Below are 15,261 nucleotides of genomic sequence, written 5' to 3' on the forward strand. Positions count from 1 at the left end.
CCCCGCTTTCGCGGGGATGACGAAAAGGGCGCGCCTGCTCCAAGGGGATAAGCACCGAACAAGCTCGGGGTGACGAAGAGGGGGGAACAGGAGGGTGCGGACGCCCGCAAAGGAGTCGCTAGCCGACAGGCTGCTTCAATGGGTCTTCGGCCAGTCGCCGCGCGGCTTTCAATGTAGGAAATCGCTCGTTACGCCTCCCCAACCAATAAGGGGGAGACGGGGATGGCGATCGGTGCATCGGTGGGAAAAGGCGGGATCAACGATCTCGCTGACGTGATCGTCGTCCAGCATCTGCTCAATGACTGGCTGGCCGCGACCGGCCAGCCAACCCTCCCCGTCGATGGCGATTGCGGTCCGCGCACCATCGCCACGATCACCGCCTATCAGGCGCAGGTCGTCGCCCTCGCCCGGCCCGACGGTCTCGTCACGCCCGGCGGCAAAACCTGGAACGCCCTATCGACGGGCCAGGGCTCGCAGGCATTGCTGAGCGGCGCGGCATGGTGGCGGGCGAACCAGGCCAAATATCCCAACAGCGAAAAGCTCGCCGACCTCGCATCCCCTTTTCGCGAGCGCGCGATCGAGTTTGTCGATGCGCTCAAGGCTGCGGGTGCGAAGGTCATCGTCTCCGCGACCCGCCGAAACCGCACCCGCGCGCATCTCATGCATTACAGCTGGCGCGTATCTCGCGGCGAAATCGCCCCACGCGACGTGCCCGCTATCGCCGGGCTGGCGATTCGCTGGGATCACGGCGATCCCGCCCGATCGAAAAAGGGCGCGCAGGAAATGTCCGATCTGTTCGGCCTCGCCTATCAGCCATCACTTACGTCGAACCATATCGATGGCCGGGCCGTCGACATGACGATCAGCTGGACCGGCACGATCGAGATCAAGGACAAGGCCGGAAAGAAGCGCTCCCTCGCCGCACCGCGCACCGGCGATGCCAACACCGAACTGCACAAGGTCGGCGCAACCTATGGCGTGCTCAAGCTACTCAGCGATCCACCCCATTGGAGCGACAATGGGCGCTGAAGGCCGTTGATCCATCGGGACGAATGGCCGTCATTGAGATCCCCGGCTCCTAGCCCTTCGTTCCCAGCAACAGCCCCTGATGCTGCTGCGCCAACCCGACCAGCCAGTTCCGCATCGCGCGGACATGCGCGAAGCCATGCGTCTCGCGGTGCGCGACCAGCCAGAAGCTGCGCTCGATCTCGAAGCCCGGCAATATGCGCGCCAACGATGGATCGGCGTCTCCGATAAAGCAGGGCAGCACGCCGATCCCCGCGCCCGACGCGACCAGCGCGTGCTGCGCGTTGATGCTCGACGAGCGCAGCTTCGGCCGCGCGTCCCCCGGCAATTCCTCGATATAGCGCAGTTCGGGGGCATAGATGATGTCGGGCACATAGCCGATCAGAGTGTGCTGCGGCAGATCGGCGGGATCGGCAATAGCGGCGCTGCGCTCCAGATAGGCGCGCGATGCGTATAGCCGGAGCCGGTAATTGGTCAGCCGCCGCGTCATCAGCGGCCCCCGGCGCGGCTGGGCGAGCACTACCGCCAGATCGGTCTCGCGCCGCGTGGGATTCAGGAAGCCGCTATTGGCGACCAGATCGACTTCCAGCTGCGGGTGCAGCGCGGAAAACTCGGCCAGATGGCGGCTGATGAACCAGGTGCCAAACCCTTCCGCGACGCTCAGCCTTACCGGGCCGCGCAGCGCCGCGCCGCTCTGCCCGATACCCTGCGCGATCGCCGACATCGCCTCTGCGCGCTGCATCAGGTCGATGCCTGCTTGCGTCAGCTCCTGTCCGCCGGCGCCCTGCTCGAACAGGCGTTCGCCCAGATCGCGTTCCAGCCGCCGGATGCGGCGGCCCACCGTCGTCGCGTCGGTGCCCAGCGCGGCGGCGGCGCGATTGAGCTGTCCCGTGCGCGCCACGCTCAGGAAATAGGGCAGATCGCTCCAGTTCATGGCTGCAATTATGCAGCCTTCTACTGCAATTCCAGCCATTGTTTTGCAGGCCGCGATATGAAAGGGACATGCCCGAGGAGAATCCCATGCGCATCATCGATCATGTCATTGCGGGTCATTCCGGCGGTGCCGCCGGCCGTTCGGGCGACGTTTACGACCCCAATACCGGCCAGATCCAGGCGCGCGTGAACCTTGGCACCCAGGCGGATCTCGACCGCGCCGTCGCCGCCGCACAGGCCGCGCAACCGGCATGGGCCGCGACCAATCCGCAGCGCCGCGCGCGCGTGATGTTCGCGTTCAAGGCGCTGGTCGAAGCGCATATGGACGAATTGGCGCACCTGCTCTCGTCCGAGCATGGCAAGGTGATCGCCGACGCCAGGGGCGATATCCAGCGCGGCCTCGAAGTGATCGAATTCGCCTGCGGCATCCCGCACGTGCTGAAGGGCGAATATACCCAAGGCGCAGGCCCCGGCATCGACGTTTACAGCATGCGCCAGCCGCTCGGCATCGGTGCTGGCATCACCCCGTTCAACTTTCCCGCGATGATCCCGCTCTGGATGTCGGGCGTCGCCATCGCGTGCGGCAACGCCTTCATCCTCAAGCCCAGCGAGCGCGATCCTTCGGTGCCGGTGCGGCTGGGCGAATTGTTCCTTGAGGCGGGGCTGCCCGAGGGCATTTTCCAGGTCGTCCACGGCGACAAGGAAATGGTCGATGCGATCCTCGATCATCCGGCAATCAGCGCGGTCAGCTTTGTCGGCTCGTCGGACATCGCGCATTATGTCTATTCGCGCGGCGTTGCGGCGGGCAAGCGCGTCCAGGCGATGGGCGGCGCCAAGAACCACGGCATCGTCATGCCCGACGCCGATCTCGATCAGGTGGTGGCCGACCTTTCCGGCGCGGCGTTCGGCTCGGCGGGCGAGCGCTGCATGGCGCTGCCGGTGGTGGTGCCGGTTGGCGACAAGACCGCCGATGCGCTTCGCGAAAAGCTGATCCCGGCGATCCGCGCGCTGCGCGTCGGCGTATCGACCGATGCGGAGGCGCATTACGGCCCGGTGGTGAACGCGGCGCACAAGCAGCGCGTCGAGAACTGGATCCAGACCGGCGTGGACGAAGGTGCCGAGCTTGTCGTCGACGGCCGCGGCTTTGCGCTCCAGGGGCATGAAGAAGGTTTCTTCATCGGACCCAGCCTGTTCGATCGCGTCACGCCGGACATGCAGGCCTATAAGGAGGAGATTTTCGGACCCGTCCTCCAGATCGTGCGCGCGCCCGATTTCGAGACCGCCTTGCGCCTGCCGAGCGACCACCAGTACGGCAACGGCGTCGCCATCTTCACGCGCAACGGCCATGCCGCGCGTGAGTTCGCCGCGCGGGTCAATGTCGGCATGGTCGGCATCAACGTGCCGATCCCCGTCCCGGTCGCCTATCACACCTTCGGCGGCTGGAAGCGTTCCGCATTCGGTGACACCAACCAGCACGGCATGGAAGGCGTCCGCTTCTGGACCAAGGTCAAGACGATCACCCAGCGCTGGCCCGATGGTTCGCCCGATGGCGGCAACGCCTTCGTCATCCCCACCATGGGGTGAATCGCGCTCCCGGTTGCGACGGCAAGTCGCGGCCGGGACCATTTTGCGGGGGAACCTTCGTGGCGATCGAACGTTCAAAATCGCCACTGCCCCGCAAAAAATGCTGCGGCACACAAAAACTTTAGCCCCTCCAAATTAAACCCGACTTAATTACTGGGAATTTCGCGCCCATGTAACCATCATGAGCGCGCTGGCAGACTCTGAGCACTGGACAACGCAGCCTGCAAGGCGGCGCCTGCCTTCCTTTGGGGTGCAGGTGGCGTTGGGCATGATCGCCGGGGTGGCGCTCGGTCTCCTTGCGCGCGAGGGCGGCCCTGGCCTGCCATGGCTCGGCGAGACGCTGCGCATGACCGGCCAGATATTTGTGCAGTTGCTCAAGACGCTGGTACCGCCCCTGGTATTCACCGCCATCATCGCGTCGATCGCGGCGCTGCGTGATCTGGAGAATGCGGCGAAACTGGTCACGCGCACCCTGTTCTGGTTCGCCTTCACCGCGCTCATCGCCGTCACGATCGGCATCGCGCTCGGCCTGATGATCCAGCCCGGCCTCCATGCGGGGGTGGACGCCGCCGTAGCGCAGGCACCCTCCAGCAGCGGCTCCTGGCTCGACTTCCTCAAAGGGCTGGTGCCTGCCAACTTCCTGGGCCTGACAGCCTCCACCAGCCTGAGCGAGGGCAAGGCGGCCACTGCGCTCAGTTTCAATGTCCTCCAGATCATCGTCGCTGCAATCGCGGTCGGCGCGGCGGCAGTCCGCGTCGGCGCGCCGGGCGAACCCTTCCTTGCCTTCAACGCGTCAGCGCTCGTGATCTTCCGCCGCCTGCTTCGCTGGGTGATCGCGCTGACCCCGATCGGCAGCGCCGCGCTGATCGGCGACGCCGCCGTGCGCTATGGCTGGGATGCGCTCTCCACATTGGGCGCATTCGCCTCTGCGATCTATCTGGGCCTCGCGATCGTCCTGTTCGTCGTTTACCCGGTCCTGCTCGCCGCGAACGGCCTTAATCCCCTGCGCTTCTTCGCCGCCGCATGGCCCGCGATCCAGCTCGGTTTTGTCTCGCGCTCGTCGATCGGCACGCTGCCGGTGACCGAGGAGGTGACCGAGAATGCGCTCGGCGTGCCCCGCGCTTATGCGGCCTTTGCGGTGCCGCTGGGCGCAACCACCAAGATGGACGGCTGCGCGGCGATCTATCCGGCGATCTCTGCGATCTTCGTGGCGCAATTCTTCGGCGTGCCGCTGCATCTCCCCGATTACGGGCTGATCGTATTCGTCTCGGTGATCGGTTCGGCGGCGACCGCGGGGCTGACCGGCGCGACCGTGATGCTCACGCTCACGCTTTCCACCCTGGGTCTGCCGCTCGAGGGCGCCGGACTATTGCTCGCAATCGATCCGATCCTCGACATGGGCCGCACCGCGGTCAACGTGGCAGGCCAGGCTCTGGTGCCCGCGATCGTCGCCAAGCGTGCCGGCATCCTGGACCTCGCGCGCTTCCACGGCGGGGAAAACCAGACCCCTTTCCGCGAACTGAGCGCAGCGGCGTGACGGCAAAACTCCTCTCCTCGCCGTTCGCCGCAGAGATCGCCGAGGCGGTCGCTTCGCTCAACGCGGCGCGCTCGGCCTGGCGCGAAGGCCAGGCCGGGCGCCACCCTGTCACCCATTTCCCCAGCCCAAGGGAGCTGGCCCGGGCGATGGAGCATCTCACCGCCGCGCTCTTCCCGGTGCGGCTCGGCGGGTTTCGCGGGAGCGTGGCGCAGGAAGACGATTTCGTCGCCGAAGCGCTCGCCAGCGCGCTCGCGATCCTGCGCGATCAGGTGGCGAGCGAGCTCGGCTATTGGGGCGGATGGTGCGACCAGTCCTTTGATGCCGACCAGCCGGACACGATCGCGCGGCTGTTCGCCGCGTCGCTCCCCGACATCCGCCGGCTTGTTGACAGCGACATCCGGGCGGCGTTCGTGGGCGATCCCGCCGCGCGCACCGCAGACGAGATATTGGTCAGCTATCCCGGCGCCTTCGCGATCCTGCATTACCGGATCGCGCACGAACTGTTCGCGCTCGGTGCGCCCATCGCCGCCCGCGCCATTTCCGAACTGGCCAATGCCCGCACCGGCATCGACATCCATCCCGGCGCCGCCATAGGCCCCAGCTTCTTCATCGATCACGGCACCGGCGTCGTGATCGGCGAGACGGCGATCATCGGGCGGAATGTGCGGCTCTATCAGCACGTCACCCTGGGCGCGCGCGCCCCGCTAGGCCTCACGCGCGTCGGCCCGCGTGAGCGCTTCGCCCGGCATCCGATCGTCGAGGACGATGTCATCATTTATGCCGGCGCGACGATCCTCGGCCGCGTCACCATCGGGCGCGGCTCCACGATCGGCGGCAATGTCTGGCTGCTCAGCGACGTGCCGCCGGACAGCGTCGTGGTGCAGCCCGAAGCGGTTCGTCTCGATCCTGCATGCGCCGGGGAAATCGCCGCCGCGCTGGGCGGTCCGCCATGAACCCCTCGCCCCTCTCGCCATTCAAACACGATCAAGAACGAAAAGGGTAAATCCATGCGTCCTCTCTCCACCTCGCTGATCGCCGTCGCCACGGCGTTGCTCGCCACAGGTTCGCCTGCCTTTGCGCAAGACGCGCCTGTCGGCGATCCCGCCGCCGAAGCGCAGGATGTCGCGCCTCCCGCCGATGACGCGGAAGAGATCGTCGTCACCGGCACCCGCACCCAGGGCCGTTCACGCCTCGACAGCGCATCGCCCGTTGACGTGCTGAGCGGCGCGGCGCTGCGTAATCAGGGCACCACCGAACTGGGCGCGGCGCTGGCCGCCGTCGCCCCCTCAATCGATTTCCCGCGCCCCTCGGCCGTGGACGGCACCGACGCGATCCGCCCCGCCACGCTGCGGGGGCTTTCGCCCGATCAGACACTCGTGCTCATCAACGGCACGCGCGCCAATGCCTCCGCGCTGCTCAACGTCAATGGCTCGGTCGGGCGCGGATCGGCGGCTGTCGATCTAAACACCATCCCCACCGCCGCGCTCGATCGCATCGAAGTGCTGCGCGACGGCGCATCGGCGCAATATGGCTCGGATGCGATCGCCGGGGTGATCAACGTCCGCCTCAAGGAAGCCCGGTCGGGCGGCGGTGCCAGCCTGACCTATGGCTTCTACAACACCGATATCGATACGGCGCGGGGCAGCCGCCACGTCAGCGGCGAGCATGCGGTCACCGCCTCCGCATGGCAGGGCATCGGCTTCGGCAATGACGGGTATCTCACCCTCACCGGCGAGTATCTGAAGCGCCAGCCGACCAACCGCGCCGATTACGATCCCCGCGTGACGCCCACCCGCGTCACCGGGCGCTTCGGCGATCCCGAAGTCGAGCAATATACCGGCTATGCCAATGCCGGCATCGGCATCGGCGAGGCATGGAAGCTCTATGGCTGGGCCGGCTATCAGGAGCGCGACAGCAGCAGCGCGGCCTTCCCGCGCCTGCCCGCAGCCGCAGGGGCCGTGTCTGGCCTTTACCCCAACGGTTTCCTGCCGCTGATCAACACCAAGTCGAGCAATGTGAACACCGCGCTGGGCCTGAAGGGTGAGCTTGCCGGGTGGAACATCGATCTGAGCGCCGCTTACGGCCGCAACAAGATCGACTACCGCACGCTCAATTCGGCCAACTATGCCTATGGCAACAATTCGCCGACGAACTTCTATGACGGTGCGCTGATCTATGATCAGTGGGTGCTCGGCATCGACGTCGCCCGCACATTCGACGTGTTCCAGTCGCTCAACGTCGCGTTCGGCGTCGAACAGCGCCGCGAAGGCTTCAAGATCACGCCCGGCGAGCGCGCATCCTATGATTATCCGGCCACCGGCGCGGTTCCCGGCCAGGCGCCGGGCGCGCAGGGTTTTGGCGGCTTCTCCCCGCTCAATTCCATCGAGCGCGGGCGCAAGAATTATTCGGGCTATCTCGATCTCGAAGCCAGGCTCAGCGACTCGTTCCTGATCGGCGTGGCGGGCCGGGCCGAGCATTACACCGACTTCGGCGACACCGCGAACGGCAAGGTCTCGCTTCGCTATGACGCCGCCCCCTGGCTGGCGATCCGCGGCACGGCATCTGCCGGCTTCCGCGCACCGAGCCTGCAGCAGCAATATTTCACCTCGGTCGCCTCGGTCGTCCAGAACGGCTCGCCGATCCTCACCGGCACTTTCCCGTCGACCAGCCCGGTCGCCGTGGCGCTGGGCGGCAAGCAGCTCCAGCCGGAGAAGTCGACCAACCTCTCCCTTGGCACCGTCATCCGCTCGGGGGGCTTCGACCTGACCATCGACGCCTATCAGATCCGGCTGCGTAACCAGCTCGCGCTGTCGGAGAATATCCAGGCGAGCTTCAGCCCGCAGGTTGCCGCCATCCTCGCGCCTTATAGCGTGTCGGCAGGCCGCTTCTTCATCAACGGGCTTCGCTCGAGGGTGCGCGGCATCGACGCGGTCGCGCATTACCGGCTCGACACCACCGATGCAGGCCGTTTCGACTTCACCGTCGCCGGCAATCTCAACCAGACTAGGGTGGACCGCGCCAGCATCCCCACCTCGACCGCGACGGTGAACCCGGCCCCGGTGCTGTTCGCGCGCAACCGTATCCTGTCGATAGAGGAAGGCACGCCGGGCGAGAAGGTCACCGGCACGATCGATTGGCAAGCGGGCGATATCGGCATCACGGCGCGCGCCACTTATTATGGCAACGTCAATCAGCCCGGCACCGCCGCGAACGGATCGGCTGACATCAATTCGGGCAAGCACACGCTCACCGATCTTGAACTGCGCTATCAGCCCGCCAAGGGCGCACAGTTCGCGCTCGGTGTGAACAATCTGTTCGATGTCTATCCGGATGCGAGCCCGGCGGCGCTCAACACCACGGGTGTGGTCGGTTTCCCGTACTTTTCGCCCTTCGGCTTTGGCGGGCGCTACATCTATGCGCGCGCGGGGTTCAGCTGGTAACGTAACCTCCGTTTAGCAAGCTTCGTGGGGTGCGGCTCTCGGGCCGCACCCTGCTTTGCTTCTGACACTGCGCAGATGCGCATTGTTGTTGCCTCGGCGCGGCCCACCACTAATGTACCTATGTAGATCGCAGCCCGGCAGGGCGGCATGCAGGTGCGGGGCCGGATATGAAGATGGTGACAAGCCGCGAGTTCAATCAGGACGTCAGCCTGGCAAAGCGTCTCGCGCGCATGGAGCCGGTGATCGTCACCGATCGCGGTCGTCCCACCCATGTTCTGCTCAGCATCGATGCGTATCGGCGGATGAGCGGCCAGCCTGAAAATCTGGCGGATCTGCTCGCTGCTCCGGAAAGCGCGGACGCGCTCGATCCGGCCGATCTGCGCGGCGCATGGGGGCCGCGCTGATGTTTCTGCTGGATACCGAGATCGTCCTCGGCTTCCGCGACGCCAAACTCCGTGAATCGAATGCCGCGCTGGCGTCCTGGGCGACGATGACCCCGCGCCACAGCCTGTTCCTCTCCGCCATGGCGCTGCTTGAGCTCGAGCATGCCGCAGCCCGCGCCGAACGCCGCCACAAGGGCGCAAGCGCTGCCTGGCAGGGGTGGATCCACCAGCAGCTCGTCCCCGCCTTCGACGGCCGCATCCTGCCCATCGACGCTGCGATCGCGGTCCGCGCCGCCCGGCTGGGCTATGCCGAGATCCGTGACGGCTTTCTGGCCGCCACCGCCGCCGAGCACAACCTGACCCTCGCCACCCGGCGCACCGATGCTTTCAAGACCGGCCGCATCAAGCTGCTGAACCCCTGGAATTTCGATCCCGAAGCCGAAGGCGAACTGGAAGCCGATTGGCGCGAAGCGTCACGCGCGGGATCCCACTGGTTGAAAAACCTGTTCGTGCGGGCGTGAGACCTGCGAATTGCAGTGCTGGTCCGGGGTGGCATCTACCACGCATTTCTGATCAGTGGCGGCTGGTGGAGCTGAGGGGAATCGAACCCCTGACCTCTGCAGTGCGATTGCAGCGCTCTCCCATCTGAGCTACAGCCCCGCCGCCTGACCCGGGGAGCCCCGGGAGGCGCTCCCATTAACGTCAGCCGATGCCCGATGCAACCGGGTTGAACCCTTCGCGGCGAGGTGCCTGCGCGGCGCGCCCAAATGCAGATATTCGGGTCGCCCTTTCCGGAACCAACGCGGTGCCGATCCGCTATCTGCTGCAAGCGTTTGGGATCCCGGGGTTTCGTGAGCACCCCGAGGTCCCGCCCATCTCAATCGCCCAGAAAACCCGTCAGCGCCGCGCGAAACGCCTCGGGCTGGTCGAGCATGATGAAATGCCCGCTATCGCCCACCCCGGTCACGGTCAGCTTTGGCGCGCCCGCATATTCGCTGCGGTAAAAGCCCAGGACCGCGGCTTCGCCGCGCGCCGCCGTCCACGGAACCAGCACGGTCACCGGCGCGGTGATCCCGCCCAGCGTGCCGCGCAGGTCGACCATCATGTCCTCATACAGCGCCTGGCCCGAGACGCGCATGTCGGCCTTGGCCATCCATGCCTTGATCGTCTCGCGCGATGCGGGCCTGAGCGCGTTGGTGTTGGCGATCGCGTTCAGCACCGCGTCGGGCACGGGCTGGCCATATAGCCCCGCCATCTGCGCCTTCATCGCCTCGGCGGTGGGCTTGATGCTCTCCACCGTCGATCCGGGGATGAACGCCGATCCCACAAAAGGCAGTGCATCGACGATCATCGCCTTGCCCACGTCCTGCGGATGCGCCTTGGCCAGCATCAGCGCGGCGAGCCCGCCCAGCGAATGGCCGATCACCGCAGGCTTCGCCAGCTTGCGCGTCGCGATCAGCTGATGCAGCTCGGCGACCAGCCCGTCGAGCACGCCCGGCTTCAGATTGGCGCGCGGATCGTCGCCGCCAAAGCCGTTGACCTGGACGAGATAGACGCTGTGCTTCTTCGCCAGTTCAGGCGCCACCCCATCCCATACGCCGCGGGGGCTGGAAAGGCCGGGGATCAGGATCACCGGGCTGCCCTTGCCGATCACCTGCACCGAGATGTGCTCCATCTGGATCAGCGGCGCGGATGCGGTCTGCGTCGCGGCGGGCTGAGGCGGTGCGGAGAAGGCCGGCGAGCCGCTCGCGGCCCCGATCGCCACCATGATGGCGAAAAGCGGAAGCCTGCCCTTGCGGCACGCAGCGGTACGAAGGTGGCGGATCATTTGGATGCCTCCTTGGAAGGATTGGTGAAGATGTCTTCGATCGCCATTTCGAACAGGTCGGCGATCTTGAAGGCAAGCGGCAGCGAGGGATCGTAGCGCCCGGTCTCGATTGCGTTGACGCTCTGGCGCGAGACCTCGAGCCGCTCGGCCAGATCCTGCTGGCTCCACGCGCGCTCGGCGCGCAGCACGCGCAGGCGGTTATTCACCCTCGCCTCCCGCGCGGCGATCGCGCAGTGCCATGAAGCACTGGGTCAGCCCCATGCCCGCGCACCAGAGGATGAACGCGAAATAGGCCGGCATGTGCGGCAGCACGCCTGCTTCCTCCATGAAGCCCCAGGCAGAGGTGATGCTCAGCATGATCGCCAGCCCGCCGAGCATCGCGGTCACCAATCGGGCGCGGACATATTCGTCCTTCTCCTCGATCAGATAGAGCCCCATCACGCCGATCACGGCGATGATCGGCAGCGCCGGCAGGATCGAGAGGACGACAAGCGCAGCGCCCTGCGGCTCATAATGCCGCAGCGCCCAGGTCGCACCGAATAGCACGAGGACGTACGCGGTCATGGTGGGGATAAAGCGTTTCACATAACGCCGTCCGGCGGGGGTTCCCGTTTTCATGTAAAGCTCCCTTTCGAATCAGTAAAGTTAGCTTTACGTGTGATGACGCATAATGTCAACCACACTTTCCACATCGGAAAGTGAACGCGACTTTTGGTCGGGTCTCCTTAGCCGAATGGGGGCGCGCCAACGACCGCCCATCGATACGCTTTGGTATGTGGCCGGTTGGAGGAGCGGACCGGCACCGCTTCAAATTACGGAAAGCGCCCCTAGTGCGTAACCGCCTCTGCGCCCGCGTCGGCGGTGCCAGCCGCATCGCTGCCGCCCTTGTCGACGATCCAGCCGTTGCGTTCGCGGTGCATGGGCTTGCCGCAGCCGCGGCAGCGTGAGCGAAACACGGCGCCATCCTGCCATGCGTGGCTGCGGCTGCGCGCATGCCTGCCGAACACACATCTGATCGATTGAACGAGCTTCATGGACGTCCGCTCCGGTGACGATGGCCCTTTATGTCTGGATTTTGTCCGTGAGTCCAATATGCATATTTTCGCAGGCTTCGGTCAGCCGGCCAGGGTCTGGAGCATTTCCGCCGCCAACAGGCTCAGCGTGTCGTCGCGCGCGCCCATCAGCACGATGCGGTCGCCCGGCCGCGCCGCCGCCGCCAGATGCGCCGCTGCCGCCGCGCGATCGGGGATGTGCAGCGCCTGCTTTCCGGTCGCGGCCACGTCCGCGACGATGTGCGCGCTGGTCACTTCGCGATTGGTGGTGCCGCCATGATAGACCGGATCGGGCAGCACCAGCAGGTCGTCCGCCGCCAGCCGCGTCGCGAACATCGCCACCAATTCGCTGCGCATCACCTTGAGCGGGCCATAGCCATGCGGCTGGAACAGCAACAGCAGCCGCCCCGGAAAGGCGCGCAGCGTTTCGATGGTCGCTGCGATCTTCTCGGGATTATGCCCGAAATCGTCGATCACCGCGACGCCGCCTGCCTCGCCGACCAGCTCGAAGCGCCGCTTGAGTCCCGCAAACCCCTCGATCGCGCGCGCTGCGTCCGCGATCGGCACGCCCGCCGCGATCACCGCGCCGATCGCCGCCAGCGCGTTCGCCACATTGTGCCGCCCGGGCACGCCCAGCCGCACCCGGTGCGTCTCGCCGCGATGGGCGAGATCGAACGCGATCGCATAGGCTTCCGGCATCAGGTTGCGCGCGACCAGATCGGCCTCGCCTTCCACCGCGAAGGTCAGCTTGCGGTCGATCGCCATCGCCAGCGCCGCGCTTTCCGCATCGCCCGCATTCACCACCGCCGTCGCCGCCTTCGCGGCAAAGGCGCCGAACAGCGCCCGCAATTCCTCCAGGCTCTTGTGATCGAGGCTCACATTGTTGAGCACCGCCACCTTCGGCCAGTAAAGCGCGATCGATCCGTCGCTCTCGTCCACTTCGCTGACGAACGCGTCCCCCTGGCCTACCAGCGCGCTGGCGAACGGCGCATCCGGATTGGCGAAGTTCTTCATCACCGCCCCGTTCATCACCGTGGGGTCGCGGCCCAGCGCGTGGAGGATCCAGCCGATCATCCCGGTAACGGTCGATTTGCCGCTCGTCCCCGCCACGCCAATGGAAAGCGGCGCCGCGTTGAACAGGCTGGCGAGCAGTTCGGCCCGCGTCATCTGCGCGCACCCCGCCGCTTCCGCCGCGATCATGTCCGGCACGGTAGGCTCGATGGCGGCGGACGCCACCACGATCTGCCCGGCGGAAATCCCGCTGCCGTCCTGCGGGAACAGTTTCACGCCACGCCTGGCGAGGTCGTCGAATTTCGCGGGCAGCCGTCCCGAATCCAGGTTGCGGTCGGATCCCGAAACCTGCGCGCCCTGCCCCGCCAGGATCATCGCCAGCGGCATCATTCCCGATCCGCCTATCCCGATAAAGAAGTAAGGTTTGCGATGTTCCATGGCGTCGCGCTATCGCCAGTTTGAAGCAAAGGGGCAAGCAGATGCGCATCGGAGTCGTGGCACCGGCAAGGACAGTCAGCCAGGAGAGCGCGGCCCGCATGTCCGCGTTCATGGCGCTGACCTATCCGCAGCACGACATCGTCTATCACCCGCAATGCTTCGTCACCGAAAACCACTTCGCCGGCCCGGATGCGGTGCGCGCCGCGGCGTTCCTCGAATTCGCCAACGATCCGGGCTTTGACGCGATCTGGTTCGCGCGCGGCGGCTATGGGTCAAACCGCATTCTCGAACGGGTGATGCCCCACCTCAATTCGGCGGCAAAGGCCAAGACCTATATGGGCTTTTCCGACATGGGGTTCATGCTCGGCGCGCTCTATGCCCGGCGGATCGGCTTCCCCGTCCATGCCTCGATGGCGAGCGGGATGGGCAGGAATGACAAGGGCCAGGATACCGGCTGGGCGCTTTCCTGGCTGATCGACAAGGATATCAAGGGGCTTGAGCCCAGCCTGCTGAACGGCAAGCCTGCCGTCGCCTTCAACCTCTCGATCCTGGTCGCCATGATCGGCACGCCCTGGCTGCCCGATCTTACCGATCACGTGCTGATGATCGAGGAAGTGGGCGAGCCGACCTACCGCGTCGATCGCATGCTCTTCACCATGGCGCACGCGACCCAGCTCAAGGGGCTGGCCGGCGTCCGCCTCGGCGCGATCAGCGATGTCGTCCGGAACGACGTCGATTTCGGCGAGAGCGACGAGTTCATGATCCGGCGCTGGTGCGGCGAAATGGGAGTGCCCTATCTCGGACGCTGCGAGATCGGCCATGTCGCATTGAACCGGGTCGTGCCCTTCGGCGTCAGCGTACAAGGCTAGGGCGATGCCGGGTGGACTCGTAGCACTGCTCGACGATGTCGCGGCGCTCGCCAAGCTGGCGGCCGCCTCGGTCGATGACGTCACCGCCGCCGCGGGCCGTGCAAGCGCAAAGGCGGCGGGCGTGGTCATCGACGATACCGCGGTCACCCCGCGCTACGTCGTCGGCCTCTCGCCGGATCGCGAGCTGCCGATCATCTGGAAGATCGCGCTGGGCTCGCTGCGCAACAAGCTCCTCTTCATCCTCCCCGCCGCGCTCGCGCTCAGCGCGCTGGCTCCCTGGGCGCTCACCCCGCTGCTGATGATCGGCGGTTCCTATCTCTGTTTCGAAGCCGCCGAAAAGATCGTCGAGGCGCTCAGCGGCGTGCATCATGCCGAAGAGGTCGCCGCGATCGATGATCCCGCCGAGTTGGAGGCCCGCCAGGTAAGTGGCGCGATCCGCACCGATTTCATCCTCTCGGCAGAGATCATGGCGATCGCGCTCGCCGATCTTCCCGAACTCTCGCTGGCGATGCGCGCCGCCGTCCTTGCCGCCGTCGCCGTGGCGATCACTGCGGGCGTCTATGGCGTCGTCGCGGCGATCGTGAAGATGGACGATATCGGCCTCCACCTCAGCCGCCGCTCCTCCGCGCTTGCCCGCACCATCGGCCACGGGCTGGTCCGCGCGATGCCGGTGTTGCTCCGGGCGCTCGCCAATATCGGCGTCGCCGCGATGGTCTGGGTCGGCGGCGGCATCATCCTGCACGGGCTGGCGGCGTTCGGCCTCGGCGCGATCCCGCACGGCGTCGAGCATTTCGCCGAAACCGCCGCGCACGCCATTCCCTTCGGCCAGGCCGTGGCCGAATGGCTCATCACCGCCATCGCCTCCGCGATCCTCGGCCTGATCGTCGGCGGCGTGATCGTCGGCGCGCTGCACCTCTGGCACGCACGCAAGGGCGCCGCGCACTAAGGCCGTAGAATCACTGAAGCAGCCTGTCGGCTAGCGACCCCGTTGGGGCGTCCGTACCCTCCGTTTCCCCTTCTTCGTCACCCCGGGCTTGCCCCGGGGTCCCGCTTCTTCCCTACGCACCGTCAGCGCGTCCCAGACCGCTCCCTCATTCTTCTCCCTCCCGGGGGAGGAACTGCGGATCTTGAATCCTTGTCACCCCGGACTTGTTCCGGGG

15 protein-coding genes and 1 tRNA gene are annotated in these 15,261 nt (G+C 66.2%); 9 read left to right on the plus strand and 7 right to left on the minus strand.

What is annotated here, in order from left to right; all coding sequences use genetic code 11:
* The first annotated feature begins 222 nt into the window (after positions 1-222).
* On the plus strand, positions 223-1,029 hold the full coding sequence (locus SSO01S_RS16730; protein WP_218000386.1) for a peptidoglycan-binding domain-containing protein: 807 nt from the start codon (positions 223-225) through the stop codon (positions 1,027-1,029).
* Positions 1,030-1,078: 49 nt separating this feature from the next.
* Here the strand turns inward: SSO01S_RS16730 and SSO01S_RS16735 are convergent, their stop codons facing one another.
* The gene (locus SSO01S_RS16735; protein WP_066801464.1) at positions 1,079-1,960 is read right to left on the minus strand and encodes a LysR family transcriptional regulator; all 882 of its coding nucleotides are present in this window, start codon (positions 1,958-1,960) and stop codon (positions 1,079-1,081) included.
* A gap of 86 nt (positions 1,961-2,046) precedes the next feature.
* On the opposite strand from SSO01S_RS16735, the gene SSO01S_RS16740 reads away from it, so the two are divergent.
* From SSO01S_RS16740 to SSO01S_RS16765, 6 genes are all read left to right on the plus strand, one after another.
* Positions 2,047-3,543: a CoA-acylating methylmalonate-semialdehyde dehydrogenase gene (locus tag SSO01S_RS16740; RefSeq protein WP_066801502.1), complete on the plus strand. Its 1,497-nt coding sequence runs from the start codon at positions 2,047-2,049 to the stop codon at positions 3,541-3,543.
* A gap of 181 nt (positions 3,544-3,724) precedes the next feature.
* Entirely contained in the window at positions 3,725-5,080 is a 1,356-nt protein-coding gene (locus SSO01S_RS16745) for a dicarboxylate/amino acid:cation symporter (RefSeq protein WP_066801466.1), read from the plus strand.
* The gene (gene epsC, locus SSO01S_RS16750; protein WP_066801468.1) at positions 5,077-6,033 is read left to right on the plus strand and encodes a serine O-acetyltransferase EpsC; all 957 of its coding nucleotides are present in this window, start codon (positions 5,077-5,079) and stop codon (positions 6,031-6,033) included. The genes SSO01S_RS16745 and epsC overlap by 4 nt, the downstream gene beginning before the upstream one ends.
* A 54-nt stretch (positions 6,034-6,087) precedes the next feature.
* Positions 6,088-8,520: a TonB-dependent receptor plug domain-containing protein gene (locus SSO01S_RS16755; RefSeq protein ID WP_066801469.1), complete on the plus strand. Its 2,433-nt coding sequence runs from the start codon at positions 6,088-6,090 to the stop codon at positions 8,518-8,520.
* Between the two features lie 167 nt (positions 8,521-8,687).
* Positions 8,688-8,924: a type II toxin-antitoxin system Phd/YefM family antitoxin gene (locus tag SSO01S_RS16760; protein WP_066801473.1), complete on the plus strand. Its 237-nt coding sequence runs from the start codon at positions 8,688-8,690 to the stop codon at positions 8,922-8,924.
* Positions 8,924-9,424: a PIN domain-containing protein gene (locus SSO01S_RS16765; RefSeq protein ID WP_066801506.1), complete on the plus strand. Its 501-nt coding sequence runs from the start codon at positions 8,924-8,926 to the stop codon at positions 9,422-9,424. The genes SSO01S_RS16760 and SSO01S_RS16765 overlap by 1 nt, the downstream gene beginning before the upstream one ends.
* 63 nt (positions 9,425-9,487) lie before the next feature.
* Here SSO01S_RS16765 and SSO01S_RS16770 read toward each other — a convergent pair.
* The 6 genes from SSO01S_RS16770 to SSO01S_RS16795 all read right to left on the minus strand — a co-directional run bounded on the left by SSO01S_RS16770 (position 9,488) and on the right by SSO01S_RS16795 (position 13,232).
* Positions 9,488-9,563 (minus strand) — tRNA-Ala (locus SSO01S_RS16770).
* Positions 9,564-9,780: 217 nt separating this feature from the next.
* On the minus strand, positions 9,781-10,731 hold the full coding sequence (locus tag SSO01S_RS16775; protein ID WP_245646875.1) for an alpha/beta fold hydrolase: 951 nt from the start codon (positions 10,729-10,731) through the stop codon (positions 9,781-9,783).
* Positions 10,728-10,937 (minus strand): helix-turn-helix transcriptional regulator, encoded by a 210-nt coding sequence (locus SSO01S_RS16780; protein WP_066801476.1) that lies wholly within the window; start codon positions 10,935-10,937, stop codon positions 10,728-10,730. Before SSO01S_RS16780 ends, SSO01S_RS16775 begins: the two co-directional genes overlap by 4 nt.
* Positions 10,930-11,295 (minus strand): hypothetical protein, encoded by a 366-nt coding sequence (locus SSO01S_RS16785; protein WP_245646877.1) that lies wholly within the window; start codon positions 11,293-11,295, stop codon positions 10,930-10,932. The genes SSO01S_RS16780 and SSO01S_RS16785 overlap by 8 nt, the downstream gene beginning before the upstream one ends.
* A 263-nt stretch (positions 11,296-11,558) precedes the next feature.
* Complete coding sequence (locus SSO01S_RS16790) at positions 11,559-11,765, minus strand: hypothetical protein (RefSeq protein WP_066801482.1); 207 nt, start codon at positions 11,763-11,765, stop codon at positions 11,559-11,561.
* Positions 11,766-11,846: 81 nt separating this feature from the next.
* Positions 11,847-13,232 (minus strand): glutamate ligase domain-containing protein, encoded by a 1,386-nt coding sequence (locus tag SSO01S_RS16795; RefSeq protein ID WP_066801485.1) that lies wholly within the window; start codon positions 13,230-13,232, stop codon positions 11,847-11,849.
* 41 nt (positions 13,233-13,273) lie between these two features.
* On the opposite strand from SSO01S_RS16795, the gene SSO01S_RS16800 reads away from it, so the two are divergent.
* The gene (locus SSO01S_RS16800; protein WP_066801488.1) at positions 13,274-14,101 is read left to right on the plus strand and encodes an LD-carboxypeptidase; all 828 of its coding nucleotides are present in this window, start codon (positions 13,274-13,276) and stop codon (positions 14,099-14,101) included.
* Between the two features lie 4 nt (positions 14,102-14,105).
* Positions 14,106-15,047, plus strand: coding sequence for a DUF808 domain-containing protein (locus SSO01S_RS16805; RefSeq protein WP_066801497.1), 942 nt, complete (start codon positions 14,106-14,108; stop codon positions 15,045-15,047).
* The last annotated feature ends 214 nt before the right edge of the window (positions 15,048-15,261 follow it).

The organism is Sphingomonas soli NBRC 100801 (assembly GCF_001591025.1).
Taxonomy (GTDB): domain Bacteria; phylum Pseudomonadota; class Alphaproteobacteria; order Sphingomonadales; family Sphingomonadaceae; genus Sphingomonas; species Sphingomonas soli.

Bases quoted from the DNA above. Each gene is read 5' to 3' on its own strand.
- SSO01S_RS16730 (WP_218000386.1), top strand. From the start codon at position 223: ATGGCGATCGGTGCATCGGTGGGAAAAGGCGGGATCAACGATCTCGCT.
- SSO01S_RS16735 (WP_066801464.1), bottom strand. From the start codon at position 1,960: ATGAACTGGAGCGATCTGCCCTATTTCCTGAGCGTGGCGCGCACGGGA.
- SSO01S_RS16740 (WP_066801502.1), top strand. From the start codon at position 2,047: ATGCGCATCATCGATCATGTCATTGCGGGTCATTCCGGCGGTGCCGCC.
- SSO01S_RS16745 (WP_066801466.1), top strand. From the start codon at position 3,725: ATGAGCGCGCTGGCAGACTCTGAGCACTGGACAACGCAGCCTGCAAGG.
- SSO01S_RS16755 (WP_066801469.1), top strand. From the start codon at position 6,088: ATGCGTCCTCTCTCCACCTCGCTGATCGCCGTCGCCACGGCGTTGCTC.
- SSO01S_RS16760 (WP_066801473.1), top strand. From the start codon at position 8,688: ATGAAGATGGTGACAAGCCGCGAGTTCAATCAGGACGTCAGCCTGGCA.
- SSO01S_RS16765 (WP_066801506.1), top strand. From the start codon at position 8,924: ATGTTTCTGCTGGATACCGAGATCGTCCTCGGCTTCCGCGACGCCAAA.
- SSO01S_RS16775 (WP_245646875.1), bottom strand. From the start codon at position 10,731: ATGATCCGCCACCTTCGTACCGCTGCGTGCCGCAAGGGCAGGCTTCCG.
- SSO01S_RS16785 (WP_245646877.1), bottom strand. From the start codon at position 11,295: ATGACCGCGTACGTCCTCGTGCTATTCGGTGCGACCTGGGCGCTGCGG.
- SSO01S_RS16790 (WP_066801482.1), bottom strand. From the start codon at position 11,765: ATGAAGCTCGTTCAATCGATCAGATGTGTGTTCGGCAGGCATGCGCGC.
- SSO01S_RS16795 (WP_066801485.1), bottom strand. From the start codon at position 13,232: ATGGAACATCGCAAACCTTACTTCTTTATCGGGATAGGCGGATCGGGA.
- SSO01S_RS16800 (WP_066801488.1), top strand. From the start codon at position 13,274: ATGCGCATCGGAGTCGTGGCACCGGCAAGGACAGTCAGCCAGGAGAGC.
- SSO01S_RS16805 (WP_066801497.1), top strand. From the start codon at position 14,106: ATGCCGGGTGGACTCGTAGCACTGCTCGACGATGTCGCGGCGCTCGCC.